The sequence below is a fragment of the Rhodoligotrophos defluvii genome, from assembly GCF_005281615.1.
GTDB lineage: Bacteria > Pseudomonadota > Alphaproteobacteria > Rhizobiales > Im1 > Rhodoligotrophos > Rhodoligotrophos defluvii.
Genome location: NZ_SZZM01000003.1, coordinates 402,482 through 429,019 on the forward strand (window position 1 = coordinate 402,482; position 26,538 = coordinate 429,019).

Genomic DNA, 26,538 nt, shown 5'->3' on the forward strand with positions numbered 1-26,538 from the left:
GCCCGCGCTGTGGCGACTGCCGATCACACCCGATAGCGCTCTGTCAGGCTCACGAGCTGTTGCGACAGCGCAGCAAGGTTGCCGGCAGCCTGATCCAGCTGCCGAGTGCTCATTGAGGTCTGCTGGCTTGCTTCACGGATGTTCTGCAAGGCGCCCATGACCTGCTCGATACCAAGCTGCTGCTGGTTGGTTGATGCGACGATCTGCTGGAAGGTCTGCACGCTTTCCTGGATGCTGCCGGTCATTTCCTCGATGGTGTGCTGGGCGGTATCGGCCTGGGTCTTGCCGGCCACCACCCGCTTCACGGCCTCCTCGGTGAGCATCACGGATGAATTGATGCCCCGCTGGATCTCACCGAGAATGGAGCGGACCTGCCCGGTCGCCTCCTTCGCCTGATCGGCTAGCGTCTTCATCTCCGCCGCGACGACGGCGAAGCTGCGCCCCGCCTCGCCCGCGGCAGCAGCCTCGATGGCCGCGTTTAGCGCCAGGAGGTGCGAGCGTTCGGAGATGTCGTTGACCGTCGCGATGATATCCCCGATGGCTTGGGTCTTCTCGCTGAGGGCGACAATGTTCTCGGCCACTGCCTCGGCCTGCTCGCGGATCAGATCCATGGCGCGCGAGGCATCCTCGACCGCTCTGACCCCGGCGCCGCTGTTTTGGGCCGTCGTCTGCGCGCTGCTGATCACCTCCTGGGCACGCTTGCTGATCTGCACGCCAGCATGGGTGATCTCGTCCACGGTCGCCGCCGTCTCTTGAACCGCCGCCAGCTGCTCGGCGACGCTTGCCGCCTGCTGCTGCGTCGACGCGCGGATCTCCTCCGCCGCCGCGTTGAGATTGGCTGTCGTCTCGCGGTTCTGCAAGGTGATCTCCCTCAGACCGGCAACCATGTCGTTCAGGGAGGCCGCGAGATGGCCGAGCTCGTCCCGGCCCGCTTCCGCGCGGGCGCCGAGATCGCCTTTGCCAACGCGCTCCGCGAACCCCATGAAGTTGCTGAGTGGGTTCACGATGGACTGGCGCAGCAGATAGCTGATCAAGATGCCGAGCAGCACCGTCAGGACCAGCGCGAGGATGATGGATTGACGGCTGGCTTCGAAAACCTGCTGGGAACGCTGCTGGCCGGCGCGAACCAGATCCTCGATCGCCGCCCGGGCGTCGTTGAAATTGCGCAGGAATTCCGCCCGTTCGGCCTGGATCTGGTCCTGGTTCGCCAAGGCCCCCACCCGGTCATTGGCAGCGATCGCGGCAAACTGGTTCTCGGTCTCCGTTCTGAGCTGGGCCAGGCGCGCCCTCGCCTGCTCGACCAGCTGGACGAGCTTGGTCCACACCTCCTTGCGCTCGGCAATGGTCGCCTGGTCGCGATAATCGGTCAGGGTGGCCAAGGCTTCGTCGAGAACACCCTCGGTGATTGCCGCCTGGCGGCGCCAAGCGGCAATGAAATCCTCACCCGCGGTGGTCTCGCCGAGCTGCCGCATGAGAAAGCTCGTCAAGGCGTCTTCCTGCACGGCGGCAAGGGTACGCTCTTGGCTCAAGATGCGGTCGAACAGCTGTAGGGTCGCGAAGTCCCGCGTCACGATCAGGTCGGTGGCGTTACGCACGGTGCCGAACTGCGCGAGGATGTAGATGACGAGCCCGATCAGCACCGCGATGATCACGGCGAAGCCGAGCAGAATTCTATTTCCGATTGACAGGCCCACGGCTAGGCGGCTCCCGATTGCGGCGTTGGCGTTGAAGACAAGAGGGGGGCGAGAAGAGCATCGACGTCGAGGAGTGCAATTCCCCCCTCGTCGCTTTCACGCGGGTCGATCAGATATTCGGCGATCCCGCGGATCTGTAAGGCTTGGCGGCCTGGCATTGCCGCAGTCTCGGCGAAAGACACGGCCTCCTCGATCCGATCGACGAGCAAGGCAACCGCAGGGGCCTTCCGGCGCAGGAGCACCAGCATGCCCTCCCGCTGCCGCTCCCCCGCGCCCGTGTTCAAAAGACGTCCCAGATCGAGGACGTTGTAGATCTCGGCACCGGAGGCGATGGTTCCGACCACCTCGGGCACGCGGCTTGGAACCGGTACCGGCGTGACATGGGAGAGCACGGTGGCCACGGCCTCGATCGGCAGCCCTACCCGTTCGCCGCCGACGGCACAGACGAGCACCTTACGGCCGCCGCTGTCGAAGGCAGCGTCGCGGGAAAGCACGTCACCGCGCGCGGCAAGCATGCGGGTGCGTTCATCCAGCAGCCGCTCGATGCGGGCGGCCGCGTTGGATTTCGCCTCGCGCAGAGTGCCGATGATCTCGCGGCGCAGCCGTCGCCGTAGCTCGCCGGGTTCAGGTGGAGTGTCCTCGCTCGTCATCGCCTGCGGCCGCTTGCCTCGAGATAAAGCATCGCGCCTGACCGAAACTCCGCCGCCGTCATGCCGCCGCCTTCGGGCACGGGCTCGTCGTCCGCGAGCGTGCGTGAAAGGCGTATGGCGTTCTTGACGTGGCGTGTGCCGGCAGCCGCCTGGCCATTCCGCATGTGCAGGACCCCCAGCTGGTAATGGGCCATGACGAACTGCCTGTCGAGATAGAGCGCCTTGCCAAAGGCGCGGGCGGCATCGGCATCCTCGGCGAGGGCCAGGGCAATCAACCCCTCGTAGAAATAGATCACCGGGTTGATGGGATCCGCCTCGATCGCTGTGCGGCAACAGGCGCGCGCCTCATCCAATTCGCCCAACCCTGAGAGCACCCGGATTCTCTCGATCAAATCGGTCTGCGTACCTGTGGCCACCATCGCTGGCTCGGTCCGCCCGGGAAAGGGCGTGGGCCTGGTCCGGCTGGGCTGAGCCCGTGTGCGCGATCCCGCTGGCGCGGCCGTGCGGCCGTGCGGACGTGGGCGCGGATCTCCGCCCATGATAGTCTCGATCCGCGGGGCCGCCGCCTGGGCCCGCACGTCCTCGGCCAGCCGGCGGTAGGCGGCAGTGCCCGGCAGTGGCACATAGCGGATGGCACCGGCAAGTACGGGCCCGGGATCGGCGGTTCCCGCGAGCAGCCATCCATTCACGCTCAGCCTCGCGGCAAGCTCGGTCATGATGCGGATCGCATCGTTCATGCGGAAGTAGATCAGGACGTTCCGACAGAGGATCAGATCGAAATCGCTGAATTGCAGGGGCGAGGTATCGTCCAACAGCGACATGAGATTGTGCTGCTGGAACATGACCATGCCCCGGAATTCTGGCTTGAGCGCCACGCGGCCGGAGCCTGGTTCGGGCGTGAAGTAACGCGCGCGCTGCTCCGGTGTGACCGCCCGCAGCGCCCAGCCGCCATAGTGGCCGCTGCGGGCGATCTCCAGGAAGGCTTCGTTGATGTCGGTGGCGATGATGCGGACCGACCATTCGTCGACCTCCGGTCCCATTAGCTCACGCAGCACGATGGCGACCGAATAGGGCTCGGCACCGGTGGAGCAGCCGGCGCTCCAGATGCGGATCCGCCGCGACGAACGGTTGCGGGCCAGGATATCGGGCAGGATGGTTTGCCGCAGGGCATGGAACTGGTCGATATAGCGGAAGAAGAAGGTCTCGCCGATGGTGATCTCGGATTCGAGTGCCTGCCATTCCGCCGCGGCCATGAGCTGGTCCTGGTGATCGAGCAGGGTCATGTATTCCGCGCAGGTCGCCCGGCCCGTGGCGGTGAGCCGGCGCCTGATCCGCTCCCACAGCGCCGGGTCCTTGTCGTCGTAATAGGCATGCCCGGTGCGGTCGATGATCCGCTGCTTGATCGCCTGGAACGCTGGATCCTGAGCCGGCGCCGCGCTGGGAAGCGGGAATTGCTTCATGCAGGCGCCTCCCACGCCTTCAGACGCTGTTCTGCTTGCCGGGTGAGATCCGCCATCACCGCCTGCTCCTCGGCCAGCAGCAGATGCCTTGGCTCGAGAACGTGGATTAGCTCGCCGTCGAGATCCAGCTCGGCGCCCACGCAGCCGTTCAGCGTGTGCCGATCGCGCACGGGCATGAGCTGCGTCGTCTGGACCGTGGCCAGGTCCATCACACGGTCGACCAGCAGCGCGAATGTCGAAGGCACATCCACGAGGATCAGATGCTGATAAATGACCGCCTCCGCATCGCGCTCTTCCAGGATCTCGTCGTCCAAGCCGAACAGCAGCTCGGCATCGAGCACGGGCACTGCGCGCCCACCGAGGTTGAAAAATCCCTGAACGACCGCCGGCAGGCCAGGCCAGCGCGACAGGCGGGGAAGCGGCAGAACCTCCCGGATCTCGGCGCGTCTGAACGCGCAGTCGACATTCCGAACACGGAAGATGACGATGTCGGTCGCTTCTTGCTCCACGCCCAGCTCCATCGGCGCAACGCTGCGCCGCATCCCCCAAAGGCAGCAAATTGGCGCGCAACACGGAAGAATACAAGCGTGGAGGATCATGGGGTTGACCAATCTGCCTCATGGCAGGATGTTGCCCCCAATCACCAATGCTCCGGGATTCCCTTCAATGAAGCTGTTCATTGCTGGTTTCGATACCGAGACCAACACGTTCGCGCCGCTGCCGACCGGCCGCCGCGGCTTCGAGGAAGGCTTCATGGCGCATGGCGATGCGACGCGGCGTCCGGAGAACTATTGCTCGGCCCAGCTGCATATCTGGCGTCGCCGAGCGGAGGAGCGCGGCATCGAAGTCGTCGAATCCCTATGCACCTACGCGGAGCCGGGCGGACTGATCGTGGGCTCCGTTTACGAGGATCTGCGCAACGAGATCCTGCGCGACCTCAAGGCGGCGGCCCCCGTGGACATGGTGCTGCTCGCCCTGCACGGGGCGATGGCAGCCGAGGGCTGCGACGATTGCGAGGGCGACATTCTCGCCCGCGCCCGGGCCGTTGCCGGGCCGCGCGCCGTCATCGGTGCGGAATTCGATCTTCACGCCCATTTGACCGAGACGATGGTGCGGCATGCGGACATCCTGGTGGGCTACAAGGAATACCCGCATGTCGACATTCCCGACCGGGCCGAGGAACTGTTCACGCTGGCCTATGATGCTGCGCGCGGTACGACCCACCCGGTGATGGCGCTCTCCGACTGCCGCATGATCGGCACGTTCCGCACCACCGAGCAGCCGCTGCGCGGCTTCGTGGACCGGATGAAGGCACTGGAAGGCCGCGACGGCATCCTCTCCGTCTCGCTCAGCCATTCCTTCCCCTGGGCCGATAACCCGGATGTGGGCGCCAAGGTGCTGGTGGTGGCGGACGGCGACCGCGCCAAGGCGCAAGCGCTGGCCGATGCGCTCCGCGATGAATTCTTCGCCATGCGCCGGGCGCTGGCACCGCGTTTCGTCGATTTCGATGCAGCATTGGACGAGGCGCTGGCAACGGACGGCGGGCCGGTGGTCATCGCCGATGTGGCCGACAATCCCGGCGGCGGCGCGCCGGGTGATTCCACCTTCTGCCTGCGCCGCATGCTGGAGCGTCGGATCACCAACGCGGCCAGCGGCTATTACTGGGACCCGATGGCGGTGAAGTTCTGCTTCGATGCGGGGCTTGGGGCGCGCTTCCGCCTGCGGCTGGGCGGCAAATGCGGAGAGAGCTCCGGCGATCCCGTGGATCTCGACGTGACGGTCAGGGGACTGGCCGAGAACCCGACCCAGCGCTTCGGCCGGGCGGTGGGGCCGCTGGGCGCGGCCGCGTGGGTCGAGGCGGAAGGGCTCGATCTCGTGCTCAACAGCCTGCGCACGCAGGTGTTCCATCCGGAAGGCTTCGCGGCGCTTGGTCTCGACGTGCGCCAGCGCAAGATCGTGGTGGTCAAGTCGATCCAGCACTTCCACGCGGGCTTCGCGCCCATTGCCGCCAGGATCCTCTATGCGGCGACGCCGGGTGCCCTGAGCCCGGATTTCGCCAACCTGCCCTACACCAAACACAAACGGCCCTACTGGCCGCGGGTCGAGGATCCGTTCCGGCAATGAAGGGCGCAGGTCTCAGACTTGTGCTTGGCGAGCCTCACTGCCCCTCGACCAGGCTCGTGTCCTTCTCATAGACCCGCCAGCCCACCTTGCGGAACCCCTGCCGGGCCTGCTCGGTCACCGTGCCGGTGATTCTGAGCTCGAGACCATTGGCCTTCTCGGCCTTTGCCTGCGCGTTCAGGTTGGCCACCGCCTTCTGCACCGTCTCCGTCCAGGCGATCGCGTCCACCGGGAAGAAGCCGACCAGCCTGCCATCCGCCCGACGCACGAAGGCCAGACCGAGAATCGAGACAAACCCTTCCAGCGGCGCCACCTTGGCGTGATAAGCGGCCATCCACTGCGCCTGCAGCCGGTGGAAGAACGCCAGATCCGGGCGGCCTGCCTGGGCGATCGTGGCGAGATAGGCCGCCTTGTCTTCGGTTTCGGGCATGGACTTCAGCGCGGCGACGATGAAGGTTTTGTCGGTCGGCGTGTAGTTGCCATTGGCCATGAACGCCTGCACCACCCGCGGGTCGATGCTCATTTTCAAGAGATCGCCCTCATTGATCTCGTCAAGCTCCGCAACCGTCTTGTTCTTGACGAGGTCGCCGAGGCTGCCGGCGGCTCGGACGCCCCCGATCGCGAGGCCCACCGCCCCCGGAACAGCCATGCTCGCGCCCCTTACCGCCGCGCTGCCCAGCGCGCTGGCCTGGGCCAGCTCATCAAGGCGCGCTGCCAGCGGCGGAAAGGTGGTGTAAGGATCGACATTGTGCTCATGGGCAAGCGCCCGCCTGGCCGCCGCCGTCCCAATGAGGCCATCCACCGGATTGCCCCGCTTGGCGTAAGGATCGGCAAGGCGGGCACCTACCCTGTTCAAGGCCTCGCCGAGGCCCGACATGGTCCCGGTCACGGCCGAAATGGGATTGGCGAGCACCCGGCCCGCCGCCTCCACCGGCTTGGCCACCGCGCTCGCCACCGAGCTCGTGAAGACCTCGCCTTGGGAAACATTTTCGAGCTGCTGAAGCGCCGCCAGCTCATGCAGCCTCAGCTTGAGCAGCTGCTCGCCGAACACCGTATACCGACCATAGGGCGTATCCAGATGAAACACGTAGAGCATGCCATCGGACGCCACCGGGCTTTCGACCTCGTAATTCGGCCCCTTCGCGGTCGCTCCGAGCAGTTTGACCGCATCGACCATGGGCGCCGGTTCCGCAGCCGCAGCGGATGCTGCGGCAGTCAGCGAAAATGCGCCGAAAGCCAAAGCGAGCGCGACGATCCGCAGGCCTGCAAGCGCCAAACTCATGAACGCCCCCGTCAAACCAACTTCCCCACGCCTAAGAGCATGCGCTAATAGACAGAACGTGCCGCCGATTGGCAAGCAAGGCTTACGCCGCACAGACGCGGATCTCTGACAGAGAGGCAGGGGGAAGAATGGACCCGTTCATCCGCTGGTACGACAAGGTGCTCTCGCCCGAGACGTGCCGGGACATCATCAGCCGTTTCGATGGCGACAAGCGCAAGATGGTGGGCAAGGTGTCCGGGAATATGGGCCCGGAAGTCGACCTCAAGGCCAAGCAGACCACCGAGTTGATCCTGCCGGATGACGGCTGGGCCGACATCAAGCAGGCCTTGACCCAAAACCTGATCCAGACCCTGCAGACCTATACCCGCGAAGTCAAGTTCCTGGCGGGCAGCGACCACAAGGAGCTCTATATCGAGCCGCTGCGCATCAAGAAATACGACATCGGCGGCCAGTTCTCATGGCACATCGACTGCAACTCCGCCCAGAATCACACCCGGGTGCTGGCGGCCCAGTGGTATTTCAACGACGTGGCCGAAGGCGGGCGCACAGAGTTCGAGGATCAGGACATGGGCATCGACTGCGTGGAGGGCCGGCTCGCCTTCTTCCCCGTGGCCTGGACCTATCGCCATCGCGGCGCGCCGCCGGCCAGCGGACCGAAATACGTCTGCACCACATTCGTGCACCGTCGATTTTGACGATCTCCTGCGACCGGCCTCCGCTTGCGTCACCGCCAAGCCCTGGCTAGTTTGCCTTTCTCTAGGAATAACTCCACGGAAGGCAGCGCGGGCGCCATGGACATCAAGCCAAGCATAGTCGATGCCATCGGCAATACGCCGCTCATCAAACTCAGGCGCGCCTCGGAGGAAACCGGCTGCACGATCCTGGGCAAGGCCGAGTTTCTCAATCCCGGCCAGTCGGTCAAGGACAGAGCGGCCCTGTTCATCGTCAAGGATGCGATCGCGCGGGGGCTTCTGGAGCCGGGCGGCGTTGTGGTGGAAGGCACCGCCGGAAACACCGGCATCGGCCTTGCCATGGTGGGCGGCGCCTTGGGCTTCCGCACCGTCATCGTGATTCCCGAAACCCAGACACAGGAAAAGAAAGACGCCCTCCGATTGATGGGCGCACAGCTGGTGGAAGTGCCGGCGGTGCCCTACGCCAACCCCAATAACTACGTGAAATATTCCCGCCGTCTGGCTGAGGCCCTGGCCAAGACGGAGCCGCATGGCGCCATCTGGGCCAACCAGTTCGACAACGTGGCCAACCGGCAAGCCCATTATGAGACGACGGCCGTGGAGATCTGGCGCCAGACCGAAGGGCGCATCGACGGCTTCTGCTGCTCGGTCGGCTCCGGCGGCACCCTGGGCGGCGTCAGCGACCGGCTCAAGGAATACGACCGCAGCGTCCGCATCGCCCTGGCCGACCCGCATGGCGCGGCGCTTTTCAGCTACTACACCACCGGCGAGCTGAAGGCATCCGGCTCCTCCGTCACCGAGGGCATCGGCCAGGGACGCATCACCAAGAACCTGGAGAACGTCGTGGTGGACGACGCCTATCTCATCGACGATGCGGAGGCGCTCGAGATCATCTTCAACCTGGTTCAGGAGGAAGGCCTGTGCCTCGGCGGATCCTCGGGCATCAACATCGCCGGCGCGATCCGCCTCGCCCGGTCCCTGGGCCCGGGCCAAACCATCGTCACCGTGCTGTGCGATTATGGCAACCGCTATCAGTCCAAGCTGTTCAACCCGGCATTTCTGCGCGCCAAGGGTCTTCCGGTGCCTCCCTGGCTCGATGAGGCCGCTGCCCCCTTGCCGCAAGTTTTCGAGGCTGCTCCCGCATGACTGAGATGGTGTTCCGAACCGATCCTTATGCCCGCGAGATCGAGGCACGCGTCCTGGGCGTGAACGAGCGCGGCGGCCTCAAGCTCGACCGTACCAATTTCTACGCGATGGGCGGTGGCCAGCCGGGCGATCGCGGGGTGATCGAGATCGAGGGCTTGGGCCCGGTCGAGATCGCCACCACCGTCTACGACGACGACAAGACCATCGTTCACGTCCCCGCAAGCCCATTGGGCGAAGTTCCCGCAGGGGCTGCCGTGCGGGCTATGGTCGATTGGTCGACACGCTATCGCCATATGCGCGCCCATACCTGCCTTCACCTGCTCTGCGCGCTGGTGCCCTTTCCGGTCACCGGCGGCCAGATCGCGACGGACGGCGGGCGGCTCGACTTCGACATTCCGGAAGCGGGGATTGCCGAAAAGGAGCAGCTGACGGAACGGCTGATGGAACTGGTCGCGGCCGACCACCCGGTGGCCGAGCGCTGGATCAGCGACGAGGAGCTCATGGCCAATCCGCAGCTGGTCCGCACCATGGCGGTGAAGCCGCCTATGGGCGCGGGCCGGGTGCGCCTCGTCGCGGTGGGCGACATCGATCTCCAGCCCTGCGGCGGCACCCATGTGCGCTCCACGGCGGAGATCGGTCGCGTCGCCGTCAGCAAGATCGAGAAGAAAGGCCGGCAGAACCGGCGCATTCGCATAAGCTTCGTGGAGGAGAGCCCATGAACGGCCGATCCGAAGACCTGGTTTCGACCGCATGGCTCGCCGAGCATCTGTCGGCCCCCGACGTGGTGGTGATGGATGCCTCCTGGTACCTGCCGGCTGACAACCGCGACCCTTATGCCGAATATCTGGCGGAGCATATTCCCGGCGCTCTGTTTTTCGACCTCGATGCCATTTCCGATAGCGATCACGCCCTGCCGCACATGCTGCCGCCGCCGGAGAAATTCGCCTCCACCATGCGGGCCATGGGCGTGGGCGACGGCCACACGGTGGTGGTCTACGATACCGCCGGCCTGTTTTCGGCGGCCCGCGCCTGGTGGATGTTCCGGGTCTTTGGCCATCGGGAAGTGGCGGTCCTCGATGGGGGCTTGCGAAAGTGGAAGGCGGAGGGGCGGGCGTTGGAGGATCTTCCGCCGCCGCCCCGCCAGACCCGGCATTTCACTGCCCGCCTGAACAGGCTGTTGCTGCGCGACTGGCAGGAGGTTGCACGCGCGCTGGAGACCGGCGCCGAGCAGGTAGCCGATGCCCGTTCCCCCAGCCGCTTCCGCGGCGAGGAGCCAGAACCCCGCCCCGGGGTGCGGCCCGGCCACATGCCCGGCGCCCGCAATGTCCACTATGCCAGTCTGCTCAACCCGGATGGCACGCTCAAATCCCCGAGCCGGCTGCGCGAGGCTTTCTCGGCCGCAGGCATTGACGCGGACCGGCCCGTCATCACCACCTGCGGTTCAGGCGTCACCGCCGCCATATTGAGCCTGGGGCTCTCGGTTCTCGGCGCGCCGGAAAGCGGCCTTTACGACGGCTCTTGGGCGGAATGGGGCTCCCGCCACGAGCTTCCGATTGCAAAGGAATGAAACACGCGATGCCGAGCACGGTCGAGACTACAGTCACCTTCCTGGAGATGACGGCGCCTCCTCGCCACACGGTGCATCCGCCCAGCAATTTCAAGATCGCCCTGATGGAGGCGGTACGGCCGCCGATGCACTTCTACCGCTACCTCTACGACGTGGTGGGCGCGAACCACGCCTGGGTCGATCGCCGTAAGATGAGCGATGACGAGCTCGCGCAGCAGATCCATGCCGATGGCGTCGAGATCTTCGTTGCCTATGTGAACGGCTGCCCGGCCGGCTATTTCGAGCTCAACGCCCGTGATCCCCAGGAGGTCTGGCTCGCCTATTTCGGCGTCATCCCGGACTTCCTCGGCATCGGGGTCGGCAAATGGCTTCTGTCCGAGGCGATTGCCGCCGCCTGGGCCAAGGGGCCGGATGTCGTCAGGGTCGAGACCTGCACGCTCGATCATCCGCGCGCCCTGCCCCTCTACCAGAAGCTTGGCTTCGTGCCCTATGCGCAGAAGCACAAGGTCATGGAGCTTTTGGATTAGTTGACTAGTATCCTCAGCAGCTTACATCATCACCGGCCTCGAGCCGGTGATCCGGGGCCAAGAGGAAAGGCGCGTGCCGCGAGAGCCTGGACGGGCTGGTTGTCCGGCACCAGCACCTGGCCCGGCCGGAAGCTCGGGAACCGCTCCGGCGCAATGCGCGCCGCGGCAAGGGCTGCTGCCAACCGCTGTGCCGGCTCGTCGATCGGCTCTGCCGTGAGCTGAAACGTGCCCCAGTGGTGCCCGACCGCCTGGCGGGCCCCGCAATCCAGCATGATCTGCACCGATTCCTCCGGGCAGACGTGAACATCCTTCATGAACCAGCGCGGCTCGTAGGCGCCGATCGGGATCAGCGCCAGCCGCGGCGGCCCGAACTCGCGCGCGACCGCACGAAAGATCTCGCCGTCCCCATAGGCCGTATCGCCGATGTGGTAGACGGTCCCGGCGTCGGACTGCAGCACATAGGCGCACCATTGCGCCATGCGCTTGTCGAACAGGCCGCGCGCCGACCAGTGATAGGCGGGCCTCAGATGCACCCGCAAGCCTGCCCCGCAGTCCACACACACATCCCAGCCATAGGCCTCCACGGCGAGATCATCACCGAAGCGCCGAATGATGGTGTCGTTGCCCAGCGGCGCGATGATGCGAGGCTGATACCGGTCGTGCAGCGCCACCAGGGTGTGCCGGTCGAGATGATCGTAGTGATTGTGGGTGATCAGCACGAGATCGATGGGCGGCAGATCCTCCCAGGCGATGCCGGGCGGGTTCACCCGCTTCGGCCCCCACCGGCGGAAGGGACTTGCCCGCTCTGACCACACGGGATCGACCAGGATGTTCCGGCCGGCGATCTGGATGAGAAAGGAGGCATGGCCGATCAGCGTCACCCGCAAGTCGTCCACCCGTTCGGGTGGCCGGTCGCGAAACGGGCTCGGAAAGTGCACGGGCCAAGCGGCGCGCTCGGTGCGGAACAGCAGCTGATAGGTCTCGGCCAGCGACTTGTCCCGGCCCTGTACGGGCGCGCGGAACCGCAGGCCGTCGAACTCCGCGCTTCGAGGGCCGGCATAGTAGGGATTGCGCCGTTTCAGAAAGATCGCCATCTGCGCAGTCGATCACCGCCGGCGCGATTGTCCATTCCTCGGTAACGGGCGAGCTAGTGCAGGATCTGGCTCAGGAACAGCTTGGTGCGCTCGCTGCGCGGATTGGTGAAGAACTCCTTGGGCTCGTTCTGCTCGACGATCTGGCCCTCGTCCATGAAGATAACCCGGTCCGCGACCTGGCGCGCAAAGCCCATCTCGTGGGTCACGCACAGCATGGTCATGCCGGACTGGGCCAGGTCCACCATCACGTCGAGCACTTCCTTGATCATTTCCGGATCGAGAGCCGAGGTCGGCTCGTCGAACAGCATGATGCGCGGGTTCATGCACAGGGCCCGCGCGATCGCCACCCGCTGCTGCTGTCCGCCGGAAAGCTGCCCGGGATATTTGTGCGCCTGTTCCGGGATCTTCACCCGCTCCAGATACTTCATGGCCAGCTCGGCCGCATCCTTCTTCGGCATCTTGCGCACCCAGATCGGCGCGAGCGTCAGGTTCTCAAGAATGGTGAGGTGCGGGAACAGGTTGAAGTGCTGGAACACCATGCCCACTTCCCGCCGGATCTCGTCCACCTTCTTCAAGTCGTCGGTAAGCTCGATGCCATCGACGATGATGGTGCCGCTCTGGTGGCTCTCCAGCCGGTTGATGCAGCGGATCAGCGTCGATTTGCCGGAGCCCGAGGGGCCGCAAATGACGATGCGTTCACCCTTGTAGACCGTCAGGTTGATATCGCGCAGCACGTGGAACTCGCCGAACCACTTGTTCATGTCGATGATCTGGATGGCGACATCCTGCTGAGCGGCTTTACCGGCGGAACGGCTATCGGCGGCAACGGCGGGCGCAACTTCGGCCATGACTGATCCCTAGCGTTTGAACCCCGCGCCCAATCGGCGCTCCATGAATATGGAATAGCGGCTGATTGAAAAGCAGAACAGCCAGTAAATCAACGCCACCGCGAAATAACCCGTGGCAGCGGTCTGCGGCGTCGACCAGTTCGCGTCCGCGAGCCCGGCATGCAGGATGCCGAGCAGGTCGAAAATGCCGATGATCGAGACGAGGGTCGTATCCTTGAACAGCGAGATGAAGCTGTTGACGATTCCGGGAATGACGATGCGCAGCGCCTGGGGCAGAACGATAAGCCGCATCTTGCGCCAATAGCTCAGGCCGAGTGCCTCCGCTGCCTCGTACTGCCCCTTCGGAATGGCCTGCAGCCCGCCGCGGATGACTTCCGCCATATAGGCGGCCGTGAACAGGGCGACCCCGATCAGCGCCCGCAGCAGCTTGTCGACCGACGAGCCCTCGGGCATGAACAGCGGCAGCATGACGCTCGCCATGAACAGCACGGTGATCAGGGGCACCCCGCGCCACAGCTCGATGAACATGACCGAGAACAGCCGCACCACCGGCAGCCGCGAGCGGCGGCCCAGCGCCAGGAGAATGCCGAGCGGCAGGGAGGCCACCATCCCGGTGATCGCCACGACGAGGGTGACCAGCAGCCCGCCCCATAGCGCCGTCTCCACATGCCGCAAGCCGAAATCGAAGCCCAGCACCGCATAGAGAAAGATCAGCGAGACGGCAGTGATCACCCATCCACGCAGAGCCGGCGCCAAGTCGATGATACCGGCCACCTTGGCGAGGAAGACGATCACCACCAGCGCTGCCGCGAGCAGCCCCAGCAGCCATAGCCAGCTCTCGAGGTCGATATCGAAACGCCCGCCGTCCAGCAGGATGAGCGTGAGCACCGGATAGACCGCCAGCAGGAACACGGCGTTCGCGCGCTTGTAGGGCACCCGCGGGATCATCATCGGCGCCAGGGCGAGCGCGCCGATCACGTAGACGAGGTTCACCCGCCAGCGTTCCTCGATGGGATAAAGGCCGTAGACCCACTGGCTGAACTTGGCACGCACGAAGGCCCAGCAGGCCCCCGCCGGCAGGTTGGGGTCGCTGCTGAGGCAGGCCTCGCGGTTGGCGCCGGACCAGGTGGCGCGCAGGATCGCCCAATCGATCACCATCCATGCCACGGAGACGACGACATAGAGGCCCACCAGGGTCAGCAGGGCATCGAGCCAGGTGGAGAACAGGTTGGCATGGATCCAGCCGATGATGCCCCGTTCCGAAACCGGCGCCGGCCGCGGAGCGACGGGTGCGCCCCGCACATAGGGAAGAACGGCTTTGTCCGCCGGCTGGTCGGTCATGCCTTCATCGTCCCATATAGGCCATGCGGGCGTTGAACCAGTTCATCAACGCCGAGGTCAAAAGGCTGAGCGAGAGATAGACGGCCATCCACAGGGAGATCACCTCGACCGCCTGGCCCGTCTGGTTGAGTATGGTGCCGCCGGTCGCCACCACGTCGGGATAGCCGATGGCGACCGCCAGCGACGAGTTCTTGGTGAGGTTGAGATACTGGTTGGCCAGCGGCGGAATGATCACCCGCATGGCCTGCGGCACCACCACCAGCCGCAGCGTGGCCCCGTTGTGCAGCCCCAGCGCCCGCGCCGCCTCTGTTTGGCCCCTGCTCACCGCCTGGATGCCGGCGCGCACGATCTCGGCGATGAAGGCGGCCGTGTAGATGGACAAGCCGAGGAACAGAGCGGCGAATTCCGGAATGACATTGAGCCCGCCGACGAAATTGAAGCCCTGCAACGCCGGATAGTCGAAACTGACATCCGTGCCCGTGAACAGGAAGGCGAGCAACGGCAAGCCGATCAGAAGACCGAGCCAGACCGGCAGCCTGCGCCGTTGCTCCCCCGTCTCTTCCTGCACCCGTCGGGCATGGGCGGAATAGAGGATCGACCCTGCGATCCCCACGCCCAACGCGGCGACCACCCAGGCGATGCCCTCGCCGAACACCGGATAAGGCAGATAAAGGCCGCGGTTGTTCAGGAACGCGATCTCGCCGAACGCGATGCTCTGGCGCGGCGCAGGCATGGCCTTCAGCACCGCCCGGTACCAGACGAACAGCTGCAAGAGCAGCGGGATGTTGCGGATCACCTCGACATAGGCCGCGGCGATCCTGGAGATCAGCCAATTGCTCGACAGCCGCATGATGCCGACGACAAAGCCGATCACCGTGGCCACCGCTATGCCGAGCCCGGCCACGAGAAGTGTGTTTAACAGGCCGACGATGAACGCCCGGCCGTAGCTCGACACCTCGGAATAAGGGATGAGGGTCTGGATGATGCTGAAGCCGGCGGTGCTCTCGAGAAACCGGTAGCCCGAGGCGATGCGCCGCTGCTGCAGATTAGTGACCGTGTTGTCGATGATTTCCCAGGCGAACCAGCCCACCACGATCAGCAGCAGCGCCTGGGCGAGCAGCCCTCGAACCCGCGGATTGTTCCAGAACGCCACCCGGGGGCGGCGCAGGCGTGTCCGTTCAGAGACAACGCTCATTCAATCTCCTCACCCCCTCGGCCCCTGGGGCCGTTCCTCGCGAGCGGCTGCTTTTTGCAGTCATGTCTCGCCTTCGCGTGGGGTCCCGCGCCCGCCATCACCGGGCGCGAGTGCCGAAACCTCAGCCGATCAGCGGACCGGCGGTGCGTATTGGATGCCGCCCTTGTTCCACAGGGCGTTCAAGCCGCGGCTGATCTTCAGCGGCGTCTCGGGGCCGATATTGCGGTCGAACACTTCGCCGTAGTTGCCCACGCTTTTGATGACGTTGTAGGCCCAGTCGTTGCTGAGGCCGATGCTGGTGCCAAAATCGCCCTCGAGGCCGAGCAGCCGCCGGATCTCCGGATTGGTCGAGTTCTTCATCTCGTCCACGTTCTGGGAGTTCACACCCAGCTCCTCGGCATTGAGCTGGGCAAACAGCGTCCACTTGACCACGTTGAACCACTGCGGATCGTTCTGGCGCACCACCGGGCCCAGCGGCTCCTTGGAGATGATCTCCGGTAGCACCACGTGCTCGTCGGGATTGGTGAGCTTGAGCCGGGTGGCATAGAGCCCTGACTGGTCGGTGGTCAGAACGTCGCAGCGGCCGGAATCATAGGCCTGGTTCACCTCCTCGTTGTTCTCGAAGGCGACCACCTGATAGGTCATGTTGTTGGCGCGGAAATAGTCCGCGAGGTTGAGCTCGGTGGTTGTGCCGGTCTGCGTGCATACGGAGGCGCCGTTCAGCTTCAGCGCGCTGTCCACGCCAAGCGACTTGCGTACCATGAAGCCCTGGCCGTCGTAATAGTTCACGCCCGCGAAGGTCAGTCCCAAGGCGGTGTCGCGCTGCATCGTCCAGGTGGAATTCCGCGCCAGGAGATCGATTTCGCCCGATTGCAGCGCGGTGAACCGCTCCTTGGCGGAGAGCGGGGAATACTTCACCTTCTCCGGATCGCCGAACACAGCGGCCGCCACCGCCCGGCAGAAATCCACGTCGAGGCCGGACCATTGCCCCTTGTCGTCGGGAAAGCCGAAGCCGGGCAGGCTCGGGTTGACGCCGCACTGAATGAAGCCCTTGGCTTTTACGTCATCAAGGGTCGCCGCTGCGGCAGCCCCCGCGACGCCCAGCCCCAACGTCGCACCCAAGACCAGCGAAAGCAGTGTTTTTTTCATGATCTGTCCCTTTTGCATCCCAGGGTCATCGCTCGCCCTTTGTGGTCCGCCCCCCTGAACGGACCATTCCAGGCACCTATGAGCGATACCCCCGACCCGGCTTCTTCTCAATCGGCAAGAGCGCCCGCGCGACCTTGCCAACCAATCGGAACTGAATTTAGATCGGGGGTCAAGTGGATCGATGGTCTTATTGCGCCGAAGTGATCGAAGCTTTCTAGAGCTTGCTATGTCTCTGTGTTAGGAACTTCAGCGTGCCTCACAAGTAGTTGTTGGATAAAGTCAGCATGAAAGAGAAAGATAGCCGGTTCTCGCAATATGATCCGGCAACGCAGCTGATCAGGGCTGGCGCCGGCTATGCCGAGCATGGTTTCGTCAACCCGGCCGTCTATCATGCGTCGACGGTGCTTTTTCCTGACGTAGAGACGCTCGCCGCCCGAAGCCAAGCTTATGTCTACGGGCGTGACGGCACGCCCACCCACCGCGCCCTCGAACAGGCCATCGCCGTGATCGAGGGCGGGCATTCCGCCCTGCTCTGCCCTTCGGGAATGGCGGCGATCGCCACCACCTTGTTGTCGCTCGTCTCCGCGGGTGACCACGTGCTGATGACCGATTCCGTCTATCGCCCTGCCCGCCATTTCTGCGAGACGGTCCTGCGCCGCCTCGGGGTGGAGACGGAGTATTACGACCCGCTCGTCGGCGCCGGCATAGAACGGCTGATCCGGCCCAATACCCGCCTCGTCTATACCGAGCAGCCGGGCTCGCAAACCATGGAGATCCAGGACATCCCGGCGATTGCCGCGGCCGCCCACAGGGCCGGCGCGCTCGTCGTCATCGACAACACCTGGGCCACCGGACGTTTTTTCAAGGCTTTCGCCCACGGCGCCGACGTGGTGGTCACCGCCGGCACGAAATATTATGGCGGCCATTCCGATGTGATGCTCGGCGCCATCGTCATGAGCGAGCCGCTGGCGCGCCAGATCGACCTGGGCCACCACGCGCTTGGCGCCTGCTGCGGGCCCGACGATGCCTATCTCGCCCTGCGCGGGCTGCGCACCCTGGATGTCCGCCTGCAGCAGCACATGGCGAATGCGCTGGCGCTCGCCCAATGGCTCGAGCAGCGGCCGGAGGTCGATCAGGTGCTCTACCCCGCCCTGCCGGGCGACCCCGGCCATGCGCTCTGGGCGCGGGATTTCACGGGCGCCTCCGGGCTGTTGTCGGTGATCTTGAAGCCAGTGACTCGAGAAGCCGTCGCCGCCATGCTGGATGGCCTCGAGCTGTTCGGCATGGGCTATAGCTGGGGCGGCTTCGAGAGCCTCATTATCCCCTTCGACCCGCGCGGCTATCGCACCGCCACCCGGTGGGAGAAAGGCCCTGCGCTGCGCATCCACGTCGGACTTGAGTCGGTGAACGATCTCATGGCCGACCTCGACGCCGGCTTTCGCCGCCTCGATACGCCGCGCTAGCGGCTATTGATCCCGGGCCCAAGCACATTACCTTTGCTCCGGCTCGTGAAGGAGGAGGACCAACCCTTGAAGACGTGGCTGTCACTGATCGGCGCCGCCCTCATGCTTGCGACGGCCATTGCGATGCCCGCCGCCGCGAACGAGGACCCGGAGCTGATCTTCAAGCGCTCGACGGTGTGGAAGTTCCTCTCGCCGGACCACAAGCTGGCCACCTACGCGCTGGATGATCCGCTCGTGGACGGGGTTGCCTGCTACTTCACCGTCCCTGAGAAGGGCGGCTGGATTGGCTGGGCGGGCCTTGCGGAAGAGCTGTCCAACGTGTCCATCGCCTGTCGCCAGACCGGTCCGATCAGCTTCAAGGGCAAGTTCGAGCAGGGCGATGAGATGTATCGTCAGCGCCGTTCGCTGTTCTTCAAGAAGATGCGCATCGTGCGCGGCTGCGACGCCAAGCGCAACGTGCTGGTCTATCTGGCCTATACCGACAAGCTCATCGAGGGTAGCCCTCAGAACTCCACCTCCACCGTGCCCATCGTGCCCTGGGGCGGTAGTGGCGAGGTGGTGAGATGCGGGGACTATCTGGCCGGCTGAGGGGAAAAGCGCCAAATCCTGGCATCGCGCAACCCGTCTCTACCTGACATTGCGGATCGAATCGGCTGCATCAGGCGTTTAGTCCTGAGATATGCCAGGAGGCCCAATGCCCGAGCCGCCGCTGCCGCAGTTCAACGCTTCGGCCGGTACGCTATCCGATAACCCGCTGCTGACGGCCGTGGCCGTCATGCTGGGCGTTGTCACCCTCTATTTCGGCCAGGACATCTTCATTCCCTTCGCCCTGGCGATTCTGCTGGCCTTTGTTCTCGCGCCCATCGTCAATTGGCTGAGACGCTGGCGCTTGCCCCGCGTCCCGGCGGTGCTGGTCGCAGTCGGCTTCGCCTGCCTGGTCATCGGCGCGGTGTCGCTCGTCGTCGGCGCCCAGCTGGTGCAGCTCGCGGAAAATGTCCCGCGCTACCAGACGAATATCAGAGACAAGCTGCACACCTTCCTTCCCGTCGACGGCAGGGGCGGCATCATCGGGCGGCTTACGGGAACATTCAGGGAAATCGCCGAGGACATCGCCGAAACCGAGGAGACGGTCACTGGTCAGCCCGGCGAGCCGCCATCGGCCGAGTCCAGGCCAGTGCCGGTCATCATCGAGTCGACGGAAACCGCGCCCCTCGATCTGCTGCAGACGGTGGCGCTGCCCTTGATCGAGCCGCTGATCACCGGCGGCATCGCCATCGTCTTCCTGGTCTTCGTGCTGCTGGAGCGCGATGAACTCCGCGACCGCTTCATCAAGCTGGTGGGCAAGGGCGATCTGCGCAAGAGCACGGAAGCCCTGAACGAAGCGGCAAGCCGTGTCAGCCGCTATCTCCTGATGCAGCTCACGGTCAACATAACTTACGGCATCCCGATTGGCATCGGGCTCTATTTCATCGGGGTGCCCAACGCCGTGCTGTGGGGGCTTTTGGCAGCCGTGCTGCGCTTCATTCCCTATCTCGGCCCGGTTCTCGGCGCCCTGTTTCCCCTGGCCCTGGCCTTTGCCGTCGACCCCGGCTGGTCCATGCTGCTGTGGACCGGTGCGCTCTTCCTCGTGGTCGAGCTCATCAGCAACAACTTCATGGAGCCCTGGCTCTATGGCTCGAGCACCGGGCTCTCGTCCCTTGCGGTGCTCCTCGCCGCCATCTTCTGGACGACCCTGTGGGGGCCCGTCGGGTTGGTGCTCGCAACCCCTCTGACGGTGTGCCTGATCGTCATCGGCCGCTATGTGCCGCGGCTGGAATTCCTGGGCGTGCTCCTGGGCAGCGACCCGGTACTCGAACCGGAGGAGCGCCTCTATCAGCGTCTGCTGTCGGGCAACACCGAGGAGGCGATCGACATCGCCGAGCGTTACGTGGCCGAGCACTCGCTGCCGGAGTTCTATGACGATGTCGCGATACCGGCGCTGTGTCTTGCCCAGAGCACGCGGCCCCAGCAGCCGGCCGATCTCGTCCAGCGCCGCATGGTTGCGCAAGGTATGATCGAGCTGGTGGACGAAATCGCCGACTTTATCGAGGAGGACGAGCCGCTTTCGGACGAAGACGCATCCCCCGTGTCCCCCGAGGCGCGGGTGCTGTGCATCGGCGGCAGGACCGAGCTCGACTCGGCGGCCGCCACCATGGTGGCCCGTCGCTTGGGCGATCACGGGATACCCGCGCTGGTCCTGTCGCCGGCGGCGATCGGCCATGAGACCCTGCCCCAGCTGAAGCTCGACAATATCGACGCCGTCTGCCTCTCCTATCTCTCGCAGCGGCCGCAAGTTTTTGCCCGCCAGATCTGCCGCAGGCTGCGGCGGCGCTCGCCAGGGCTCAAGATCATCGCCTGTATCTGGAATGCACCGGCGGATGCGGAGCGTCCGGCCGAGATGGCCCGCAAGATGTCGGCTGACGCTGTCGCATCCTCGGTCGAGGCCGCGTCGGGGTGGCTCATCGAGGCTCTGGCCGGCGATGCCGCGCTGCCGTCCGAGGCTCGGTCGGCCGGCACCCGGACCGGGTTGCATTCGGCCAAGGGAACCATCGCCGCGCCGGTTGCGGCCGGTGCGGGAGCTTCCGCCAGCTGACCCGCCTCTGTCAGTCCGGGCCGTCGAACACGCGATGGTGCACCCGGTGTCCGGCTCTGAGCCCGATCTTCCGGGTCAAGCCGCCGCGCACTTCCAGAACCGCCAGAACCTTTCCGTTGGACGGAATGAGATCCTCGGAAAACGGCACCGTGTTCGCAGCGATTTTGTGGATCACCCCATCCGGCCGGATGAAGATCATGTCGAGCGAGATGGGCGTGTTCCGCATCCACATCGTCACCTGGGTCGGCTGCTCCCAAAGGAACAGCATGCCGCGGTCCTCAGGCAGCGTGCTCCGGTTCATGAGCCCCTTTTCGCGCTCCGTCGGCGTCCGGGCGACTTCCACGTTGATGACCACATACCGATCGTCCGCCGCCAGGGTGAGCGTCTCCGTCGTCGCGGCGGTCTGCGCGGGCGCATCCGATGCGGTGGACTGCGCGCGTGCCTCAGGCCCGGTGAAGATCGCCCCGCTCGGCAACCACCCCGCGATGGCGAGAAGGCTCAGGGCCGCGAGCAGCCGAGTTGGCGTCGCGGCTTGCTTGTTCCACATGTCGAACGCCTCATGACGAGGACGGCGCTCCTTCCGCATCGGGCAGGGAGACTTCGGCCGCCATCAAGCCCTTCGGGCCAGTGCCGAACCTCACGAGAATTTCCTGGTCTGGGTGGAGTTCCGTGATCTCGTACTTCCGTAGGGTTTCCATGTGGATGAATATATCCGGAGATCCGTCGCCGAAAGTTAAAAAACCAAATCCGCGCACGCGATTGAACCATTTGACACGGGCCGAGCGCCAGTCGCTGGTCGGCGTGACCGTCACATGCGTGCGCGGCGCTCGCGGCGGCGGCTGGATGGCTGTCGTCGTGTCGATGGCGAGCACGCGCAGCGCTTGAAAGCCCTTCTGCCGGCGGACAGCCTCGCAAATGACCCGAGTGCCCTCCAGGACGGCGCCATAGCCGTCCCGCTTGAGGCAGCTGAGGTGCAGGAGCACATCGGGCATGCCGTTGTCCGGAATCACGAAGCCGTAGCCTCGGACCATGTCGAACCATTTCACGAAACCCGAGATGCGGATCACCTCGACCGGCGTCTCGCCGCTCATCTCGATTGCTTGTTGCACTCGTTCCACGTGGCAAAGGCCCCCTAAGCCCGCAGCTACGCTGATCGTAGTTTCCCCAAGTCCCCCGATGAAGCGCCTTCGGCATCAACGCCGATCCAGGCGGCTCCTACGCAACCATACGACCCGCGATCTGCCCCTCAGCTCTCGCAGAAGCGCAAGGGCTGCAAACCCTACTCTTAATCCTCGATTAATAGTTTGGAACAAGTGGAGCGGCTTTGTATAGCCCTTCGCCTCCACCAGAAGAGAAAAAGGTCCTATGGCCGTTTTTATGCAACGCCAAGTGGAACCCGCCACCCCGGCTGCCCAGCAGAAGTGCGGAAATCCGGCCCATAACAGATACATATGCGATGCCGTCGACAACTATACTGGTGGAAAATTCCACTTTCCACCTCTAAATGAACTTCTTATATATTGACTTCTGGAGGCACCGTATCCCTGTTCTGCTGTGTTATTGATTTGTTGTACATGCGGCCTCGACGCATGAGGACGTATTCCTGCCTGGCAACGAAAACCCCATTCCAAGTCCTGCACCTCCCGTGTTGCGTGAGCTCATCTGGCGTCGCATCCTGGCACAGGAGTGTATCTGAACGGAGAGCGTTGGATGAAATTCCTGCATACGATGGTCCGGATCAGCGATATCGATCAGTCGATCGACTTCTATTGCAACAAGCTGGGGCTCGAGGAACGCCGCCGGAAGGAAGTGCCCGCCGGGCGCTTTACGCTGATTTTCCTCGCAGCCCCAGGTGATCAGGGCGGCGAGCTCGAACTGACCTACAACTGGGATCCGGAACCCTATGGGGAGGGCAGAAATTTCGGCCATCTCGCCTACGAGGTGGACGATATCTATGAACTCTGTGAGCGCCTCGCGGCGCAAGGGGTGACCATCAACCGCCCGCCGCGCGACGGCCGCATGGCGTTCATCCGCTCGCCGGACAACATATCGATTGAGCTCCTGCAGAAGGGCGGAGCGTTGCCGCCGCGGGAGCCATGGGCCTCCATGCCGAACACCGGCCACTGGTAAAATACCCCTATTGGCCCGATTCTTGCCGCTCTTTGTTAGTAACTTATGAATCCGAGCGGGATTCAAAGGACAACGGCAAGGAGAGGCCAATGATCATAACCCGCGCTCTGTCGGTCACCACCGCGCTGATCGTGACGGCTGTTCTGTTCGCTATTGGCACCGCGCACGCCACCCATGCGGGCAACGCCGCGACAGCTGTCCTGTTCTGAGACCTCGCCAGGCTGAAAGGGTCCGGCTCGTGACGTCCCAAGCGCATGCGGTTTTCCACGCAATGCCGTGGTGGACGCTTGCGCTCAGCGGCGAACGCCTTTAAGAAGGCGGCCGTCGCCTGGACCCTTCGTCTATCGGTTAGGACGTCAGATTTTCAATCTGAAAAGACGGGTTCGACTCCCGTAGGGTCCGCCAGGCTTTTCCACATGGTCTGGCATCGTACAGCCTCTCTGGCTGTCAGAAGATCGAAGCGATTGCACCAGCCGGATGGCTTATCCATCTCTTTCCCGCTCGACCATTGCGAAACCCGAACCTTGGATGGTACGCCCGGAGCCTGAATGGTCACAGCATGGCCGCGACCTGCCGATGTAAGTAGTCTGCCGCGCGACGTGCTTCTGTCTGGTGGCTTGCCCAGACGTCCGTGTTTTTTCCGAGATATGCATCTCGCGCGCGGATGAGAGCTTCGGCAATTTGCTTGGGCAGGCGAGGAATAGCCCAGTTGGCGGCGGCGTCCTTGGTCACGAACGCTCCTGTCGCTGCCGTCCGCCACATGCGGGCGAGTGTCAGCAGGACGTTCCGTTCGTCACCCGCCAGGGTGTCGAGCAGTGAAGGAAGCACGTCGCGCATGGCCCGACGGACGTGGTCATCAGGGATTTGGGGCAGCAGCTCCGCCGCGGCAGGACCGAGCAGGGCCTTGGCGCCCTCCCGCGCTTGCGCCAGCACCAGTGTGAGTTCAGGGTCCGCAACCGGCCTTGCAAGCGCGCCTGCCTCGAAGGCGTCCCGCAACCATTCGCCGTAAACGAACTCGCTACGCGGCGGATAGTCCGCTGCCTCGAGGTCGGACATGAGGAACACCACCAGCTCGATGCAGCGCGGGCCCTTGGGATCGACAGGGTGGCGACCGGAAATACGCATCAGAGCGGCCAGAAGGCCCTCCCGCACGGCATCAGTCATCGGATGTTCGATGACGACCAGCAGATCCACATCGCTCTGCGGCCGCAGTTCACCCGATACGGCTGATCCGTGGAGATAGACGGCCACGAGCGAGCCCTCCAACAGATCCCGTACGATTTTCAACGCGGCCAACGCCTCGGCCGGGGCTCTTGGTGTGTGCTCCTGCATGCTTTCGTCTTTACATGGTACTAGCCGAGCAGGCGACGAGCCATCGCGTTGATTGTAAGGTCGATGGCAGCGCCCTTATCGTCACCGTCGCCGATGAACCAGGCCGCCGACAGCCCCGTCCACGCGATGATCCAGCGAAGCAGCCGCTCGGGTTCGATACCCGTCATGCTGATCACGACCTCTAGTCGGGCCTCCAGCCGGCCCGGCAAGGTGGCGAGCGGCCGGTTCGGATCGCTGAGATCCGGGTTCGTGAAGATGTTGGCGTAGTCGAAGGTCCGTTCGCCCAGCAGTCCATGGGGATCGATCGCCAGCCACCCTCGCTCGCCGAAATCGAGCACGTTCTCGTGGTGGAGGTCGCCATGCAGCGGCCCGACGGCGCGTGGAGCGCTCAGGAGCTGGGATGCGGCATCAGCAGCGGGCGCAAGGAATGCACATTGTCGGGCGAGTTGAAAGAGCGGCTCGAACCAGCTCTCCAGCGGGTGCAGCACCGGTAGCGGGCTGCGCCGTGGTGCATGCAGCCGAGCCGCCGTTTCGCACAGGATCTTGCAGGCTTCATCGTCCCGGCCCGCCCGGGCAAGCGCCGCGAGGTCGCGGCCGCCCGCCGCCCGTTCCATGAGCAGGGCGTCCGTGGAGCAGGCGAAGATCTTGGCGGCGCCCTCGCCGTCCCACCATGTCATGAGACGATAGCCCGAGTGTTCATCGGGGATGCGCGCAACCTTCAGCATTGCGGGCAAGCCCTCTTGCAGGACAGGAGCAACCCAGCTGGATCGGGTGGTCAATAGAGGGCCGTCAGGGGTCAGGCGCCACGCTTCCACAAACGCTCTCACCTTCGGCGGGAGAGTAGTGTGCATGTCCATAGGAAATCTCCTCGGCCAGAGCGCGATCCTGCTCATGCCGCGCGAGGCTTCAGCCAGCGGATGATGCGTCCCAAATAGGCCATGATGGTGGGCTTCGGGTCGCGCCAGTCCCAGGTGACGTGGACGTCGGCACGGAAGGCGGCCACCATGGCGTTGCATAGCCACCGTATAGCTCCGCCCGCCCCGACGAGGCCGCCTCGCAGCGAGAACCATAACCCGGCAAGATCGCCATAGGTCCATACGAAGCGGAGGCAGCGCTTGGGCTTCGGGCCGGATTGCTGCCCATCTTCCCCAGGCACGGCGCCGGCAAGCCGCATCGCCAGGGCCGTCAGCGGCAGGCCCGCTGCCTCCACAACGGAATAGTCCGCATCAAAGCGCGGGTTGATTTCGAGAAAGCACCGCGCGCGGCTTGCCTCGTCGAAGAGGTATTGGGCACAGCCCACGCCGGTATATTTGAGCGAACGCACGATCTCCGCCGTATCCTCGGCCAGTTCCGGCACCGGCGCTATGGTCACGCCTTCGACGGCGAGGCCGGTGCCGTCGGCCCTGTCGGTGCGCGTGTTGTGGATATGCAGGCTGTCGATGATCTCCCCGTTGCGCGCTGCAAAACACACATTGTAGCGCCCGCCCTCGAAGAAGCGCTGCAGCAGAAGCGGCCCGGCATCTGCGATATCCTTCGCGGGCAGCCTCTTCAGCGCCTCTTCCGAAGCCACGGTCACGGCCTTGAGCTCGCCAATCCGGGTTCCCGGCCGCAGCGGCCTGATCACGAGGGGAAAGCCGGTGGACGCGGCTGCGGCGTTCAGCGCGGGCGGCGTCTCTGCCACCGCAAACGGAGGGCAGCCGAGCCCGAGACCTCTGACGAGCTCGAGCATCGCGATCTTGTCGTGGCAAAGCGCGACCAGCTCGGGTTTCGGCATGACAGCCCGGACCCCGGCCATGGCAAGCCTCGCCAGAACATCCCGATCGGCAACAAGAGCCTCGAGCATCGGCTCGTTCACCGGCAGGACGGCGATCAGGTCCGGCGTCCGCTGACTATATGCCGCAAGTTGCGTGGCAAAGTCGCATGCCGCGGGCTCTGGCCCGTACCAAAGCTCGTCCACCGCCCGGGAATATTCCGCAAACGGCGCCTTGGAGCTCGCGCTCAGTACAACGCGGTAGCCCTGCCTGTGCAATGCCCGGGCAGCCGTTAGCGCCGGGCGGTGATTGCCGAGAATGAGCACTCCTCTGTTCAACGGAACGCGCTCCCAAATTTTCGCGCACGACGGGCATCGGCATGGCCGTCCCGGAGGCCATCCCGTGCCGCGGCTGCCGCAGCAACAAATCACATGTGGAATGCATGCCGCTCGTGGTCAGCGGCA

General features: G+C 64.6%; 25 protein-coding genes and 1 tRNA gene. 11 read left to right on the forward strand and 15 right to left on the reverse strand.

The annotated features are described in order from the left end of the window. Nucleotides 1-23: 23 nt before the first annotated feature. The 4 genes from E4P09_RS16185 to E4P09_RS16200 are packed head-to-tail and all read right to left on the reverse strand — an operon-like array spanning nt 24 to nt 4,313. Nucleotides 24-1,694 (reverse strand): methyl-accepting chemotaxis protein, encoded by a 1,671-nt coding sequence (locus E4P09_RS16185; protein WP_137390637.1) that lies wholly within the window; start codon nt 1,692-1,694, stop codon nt 24-26. Nucleotides 1,695-1,696: 2 nt separating this feature from the next. Then, nucleotides 1,697-2,344 carry a chemotaxis protein CheW gene (locus E4P09_RS16190; RefSeq protein ID WP_137390638.1) on the reverse strand — a complete coding sequence of 216 codons (648 nt, stop codon included), beginning with the start codon at nt 2,342-2,344 and terminating at the stop codon, nt 1,697-1,699. Beyond that, the gene (locus E4P09_RS16195; RefSeq protein ID WP_137390639.1) at nt 2,341-3,804 is read right to left on the reverse strand and encodes a CheR family methyltransferase; all 1,464 of its coding nucleotides are present in this window, start codon (nt 3,802-3,804) and stop codon (nt 2,341-2,343) included. Before E4P09_RS16195 ends, E4P09_RS16190 begins: the two co-directional genes overlap by 4 nt. Then, the gene (locus E4P09_RS16200; protein ID WP_239025232.1) at nt 3,801-4,313 is read right to left on the reverse strand and encodes a chemotaxis protein CheW; all 513 of its coding nucleotides are present in this window, start codon (nt 4,311-4,313) and stop codon (nt 3,801-3,803) included. Before E4P09_RS16200 ends, E4P09_RS16195 begins: the two co-directional genes overlap by 4 nt. A 157-nt stretch (nt 4,314-4,470) precedes the next feature. On the opposite strand from E4P09_RS16200, the gene E4P09_RS16205 reads away from it, so the two are divergent. Beyond that, on the forward strand, nt 4,471-5,928 hold the full coding sequence (locus tag E4P09_RS16205; RefSeq protein WP_137390640.1) for a M81 family metallopeptidase: 1,458 nt from the start codon (nt 4,471-4,473) through the stop codon (nt 5,926-5,928). Nucleotides 5,929-5,962: 34 nt separating this feature from the next. Here E4P09_RS16205 and E4P09_RS16210 read toward each other — a convergent pair whose 3' ends face one another. Beyond that, a complete protein-coding gene (locus E4P09_RS16210) occupies nt 5,963-7,207 on the reverse strand; it encodes a hypothetical protein (RefSeq protein WP_137390641.1) in 1,245 nt (414 codons plus the stop codon). A gap of 128 nt (nt 7,208-7,335) precedes the next feature. Between E4P09_RS16210 and E4P09_RS16215 the strand changes: the two genes are divergently transcribed. The 5 genes from E4P09_RS16215 to E4P09_RS16235 all read left to right on the forward strand — a co-directional run bounded on the left by E4P09_RS16215 (nt 7,336) and on the right by E4P09_RS16235 (nt 11,139). Continuing rightward, a complete protein-coding gene (locus tag E4P09_RS16215; protein WP_137390642.1) occupies nt 7,336-7,902 on the forward strand; it encodes a 2OG-Fe(II) oxygenase family protein in 567 nt (188 codons plus the stop codon). Between the two features lie 96 nt (nt 7,903-7,998). After that, nucleotides 7,999-9,045: a cysteine synthase A gene (locus E4P09_RS16220; protein WP_137390643.1), complete on the forward strand. Its 1,047-nt coding sequence runs from the start codon at nt 7,999-8,001 to the stop codon at nt 9,043-9,045. Beyond that, a complete protein-coding gene (locus tag E4P09_RS16225; protein WP_137390644.1) occupies nt 9,042-9,764 on the forward strand; it encodes an alanyl-tRNA editing protein in 723 nt (240 codons plus the stop codon). The genes E4P09_RS16220 and E4P09_RS16225 overlap by 4 nt, the downstream gene beginning before the upstream one ends. Continuing rightward, complete coding sequence (gene sseA / locus E4P09_RS16230) at nt 9,761-10,612, forward strand: 3-mercaptopyruvate sulfurtransferase (protein WP_137390645.1); 852 nt, start codon at nt 9,761-9,763, stop codon at nt 10,610-10,612. Before E4P09_RS16225 ends, sseA begins: the two co-directional genes overlap by 4 nt. Before the next feature lie 8 nt (nt 10,613-10,620). Further along, nucleotides 10,621-11,139 (forward strand): GNAT family N-acetyltransferase, encoded by a 519-nt coding sequence (locus E4P09_RS16235; protein ID WP_239025233.1) that lies wholly within the window; start codon nt 10,621-10,623, stop codon nt 11,137-11,139. Nucleotides 11,140-11,168: 29 nt separating this feature from the next. Here E4P09_RS16235 and E4P09_RS16240 read toward each other — a convergent pair whose 3' ends face one another. The 5 genes from E4P09_RS16240 to E4P09_RS16260 all read right to left on the reverse strand — a co-directional run bounded on the left by E4P09_RS16240 (nt 11,169) and on the right by E4P09_RS16260 (nt 16,766). Further along, complete coding sequence (locus E4P09_RS16240) at nt 11,169-12,233, reverse strand: MBL fold metallo-hydrolase (protein ID WP_137390647.1); 1,065 nt, start codon at nt 12,231-12,233, stop codon at nt 11,169-11,171. A 53-nt stretch (nt 12,234-12,286) separates the two neighbouring features. Then, nucleotides 12,287-13,081: an amino acid ABC transporter ATP-binding protein gene (locus E4P09_RS16245; protein WP_137390648.1), complete on the reverse strand. Its 795-nt coding sequence runs from the start codon at nt 13,079-13,081 to the stop codon at nt 12,287-12,289. Nucleotides 13,082-13,090: 9 nt separating this feature from the next. Then, on the reverse strand, nt 13,091-14,422 hold the full coding sequence (locus tag E4P09_RS16250; RefSeq protein ID WP_137390649.1) for an amino acid ABC transporter permease: 1,332 nt from the start codon (nt 14,420-14,422) through the stop codon (nt 13,091-13,093). A gap of 4 nt (nt 14,423-14,426) precedes the next feature. Beyond that, a complete protein-coding gene (locus E4P09_RS16255) occupies nt 14,427-15,617 on the reverse strand; it encodes an amino acid ABC transporter permease (protein ID WP_137390650.1) in 1,191 nt (396 codons plus the stop codon). 129 nt (nt 15,618-15,746) lie between these two features. Beyond that, nucleotides 15,747-16,766 carry an amino acid ABC transporter substrate-binding protein gene (locus E4P09_RS16260; protein ID WP_137390651.1) on the reverse strand — a complete coding sequence of 340 codons (1,020 nt, stop codon included), beginning with the start codon at nt 16,764-16,766 and terminating at the stop codon, nt 15,747-15,749. A 284-nt stretch (nt 16,767-17,050) separates the two neighbouring features. On the opposite strand from E4P09_RS16260, the gene metC reads away from it, so the two are divergent. The 3 genes from metC (at nt 17,051) to E4P09_RS16275 (ending at nt 20,861) form a co-directional block, all read left to right on the forward strand. After that, on the forward strand, nt 17,051-18,229 hold the full coding sequence (gene metC / locus E4P09_RS16265; protein ID WP_137390652.1) for a cystathionine beta-lyase: 1,179 nt from the start codon (nt 17,051-17,053) through the stop codon (nt 18,227-18,229). Nucleotides 18,230-18,331: 102 nt separating this feature from the next. Continuing rightward, nucleotides 18,332-18,817: a CreA family protein gene (locus tag E4P09_RS16270; RefSeq protein ID WP_137390825.1), complete on the forward strand. Its 486-nt coding sequence runs from the start codon at nt 18,332-18,334 to the stop codon at nt 18,815-18,817. Between the two features lie 106 nt (nt 18,818-18,923). Next, entirely contained in the window at nt 18,924-20,861 is a 1,938-nt protein-coding gene (locus E4P09_RS16275) for an AI-2E family transporter (RefSeq protein WP_137390653.1), read from the forward strand. A 10-nt stretch (nt 20,862-20,871) separates the two neighbouring features. Here E4P09_RS16275 and E4P09_RS16280 read toward each other — a convergent pair whose 3' ends face one another. Next, nucleotides 20,872-21,408 (reverse strand): DUF192 domain-containing protein, encoded by a 537-nt coding sequence (locus tag E4P09_RS16280; RefSeq protein ID WP_137390654.1) that lies wholly within the window; start codon nt 21,406-21,408, stop codon nt 20,872-20,874. A gap of 10 nt (nt 21,409-21,418) precedes the next feature. Then, nucleotides 21,419-21,952, reverse strand: a complete 534-nt coding sequence (locus E4P09_RS16285) for a cold-shock protein (protein ID WP_137390826.1) — start codon at nt 21,950-21,952, stop codon at nt 21,419-21,421. Nucleotides 21,953-22,571: 619 nt separating this feature from the next. Between E4P09_RS16285 and E4P09_RS16290 the strand changes: the two genes are divergently transcribed. Continuing rightward, nucleotides 22,572-22,991, forward strand: a complete 420-nt coding sequence (locus tag E4P09_RS16290; protein WP_137390655.1) for a VOC family protein — start codon at nt 22,572-22,574, stop codon at nt 22,989-22,991. Between the two features lie 330 nt (nt 22,992-23,321). Then, nucleotides 23,322-23,396, forward strand: a tRNA-Glu gene (locus E4P09_RS16295). 147 nt (nt 23,397-23,543) lie between these two features. Here the strand turns inward: E4P09_RS16295 and E4P09_RS16300 are convergent. Genes E4P09_RS16300 through E4P09_RS16310 form a run of 3 tightly spaced genes read right to left on the reverse strand, consistent with a single transcriptional unit; the run spans nt 23,544 to nt 26,412 of the window. Continuing rightward, nucleotides 23,544-24,323 (reverse strand): aminoglycoside adenylyltransferase family protein, encoded by a 780-nt coding sequence (locus tag E4P09_RS16300; protein ID WP_137390656.1) that lies wholly within the window; start codon nt 24,321-24,323, stop codon nt 23,544-23,546. 20 nt (nt 24,324-24,343) lie between these two features. Beyond that, nucleotides 24,344-25,216, reverse strand: coding sequence for an APH(6)-I family aminoglycoside O-phosphotransferase (locus tag E4P09_RS16305; RefSeq protein WP_428977720.1), 873 nt, complete (start codon nt 25,214-25,216; stop codon nt 24,344-24,346). Continuing rightward, entirely contained in the window at nt 25,213-26,412 is a 1,200-nt protein-coding gene (locus E4P09_RS16310) for an ATP-binding protein (protein ID WP_137390658.1), read from the reverse strand. Before E4P09_RS16310 ends, E4P09_RS16305 begins: the two co-directional genes overlap by 4 nt. Nucleotides 26,413-26,538: the final 126 nt, after the last annotated feature.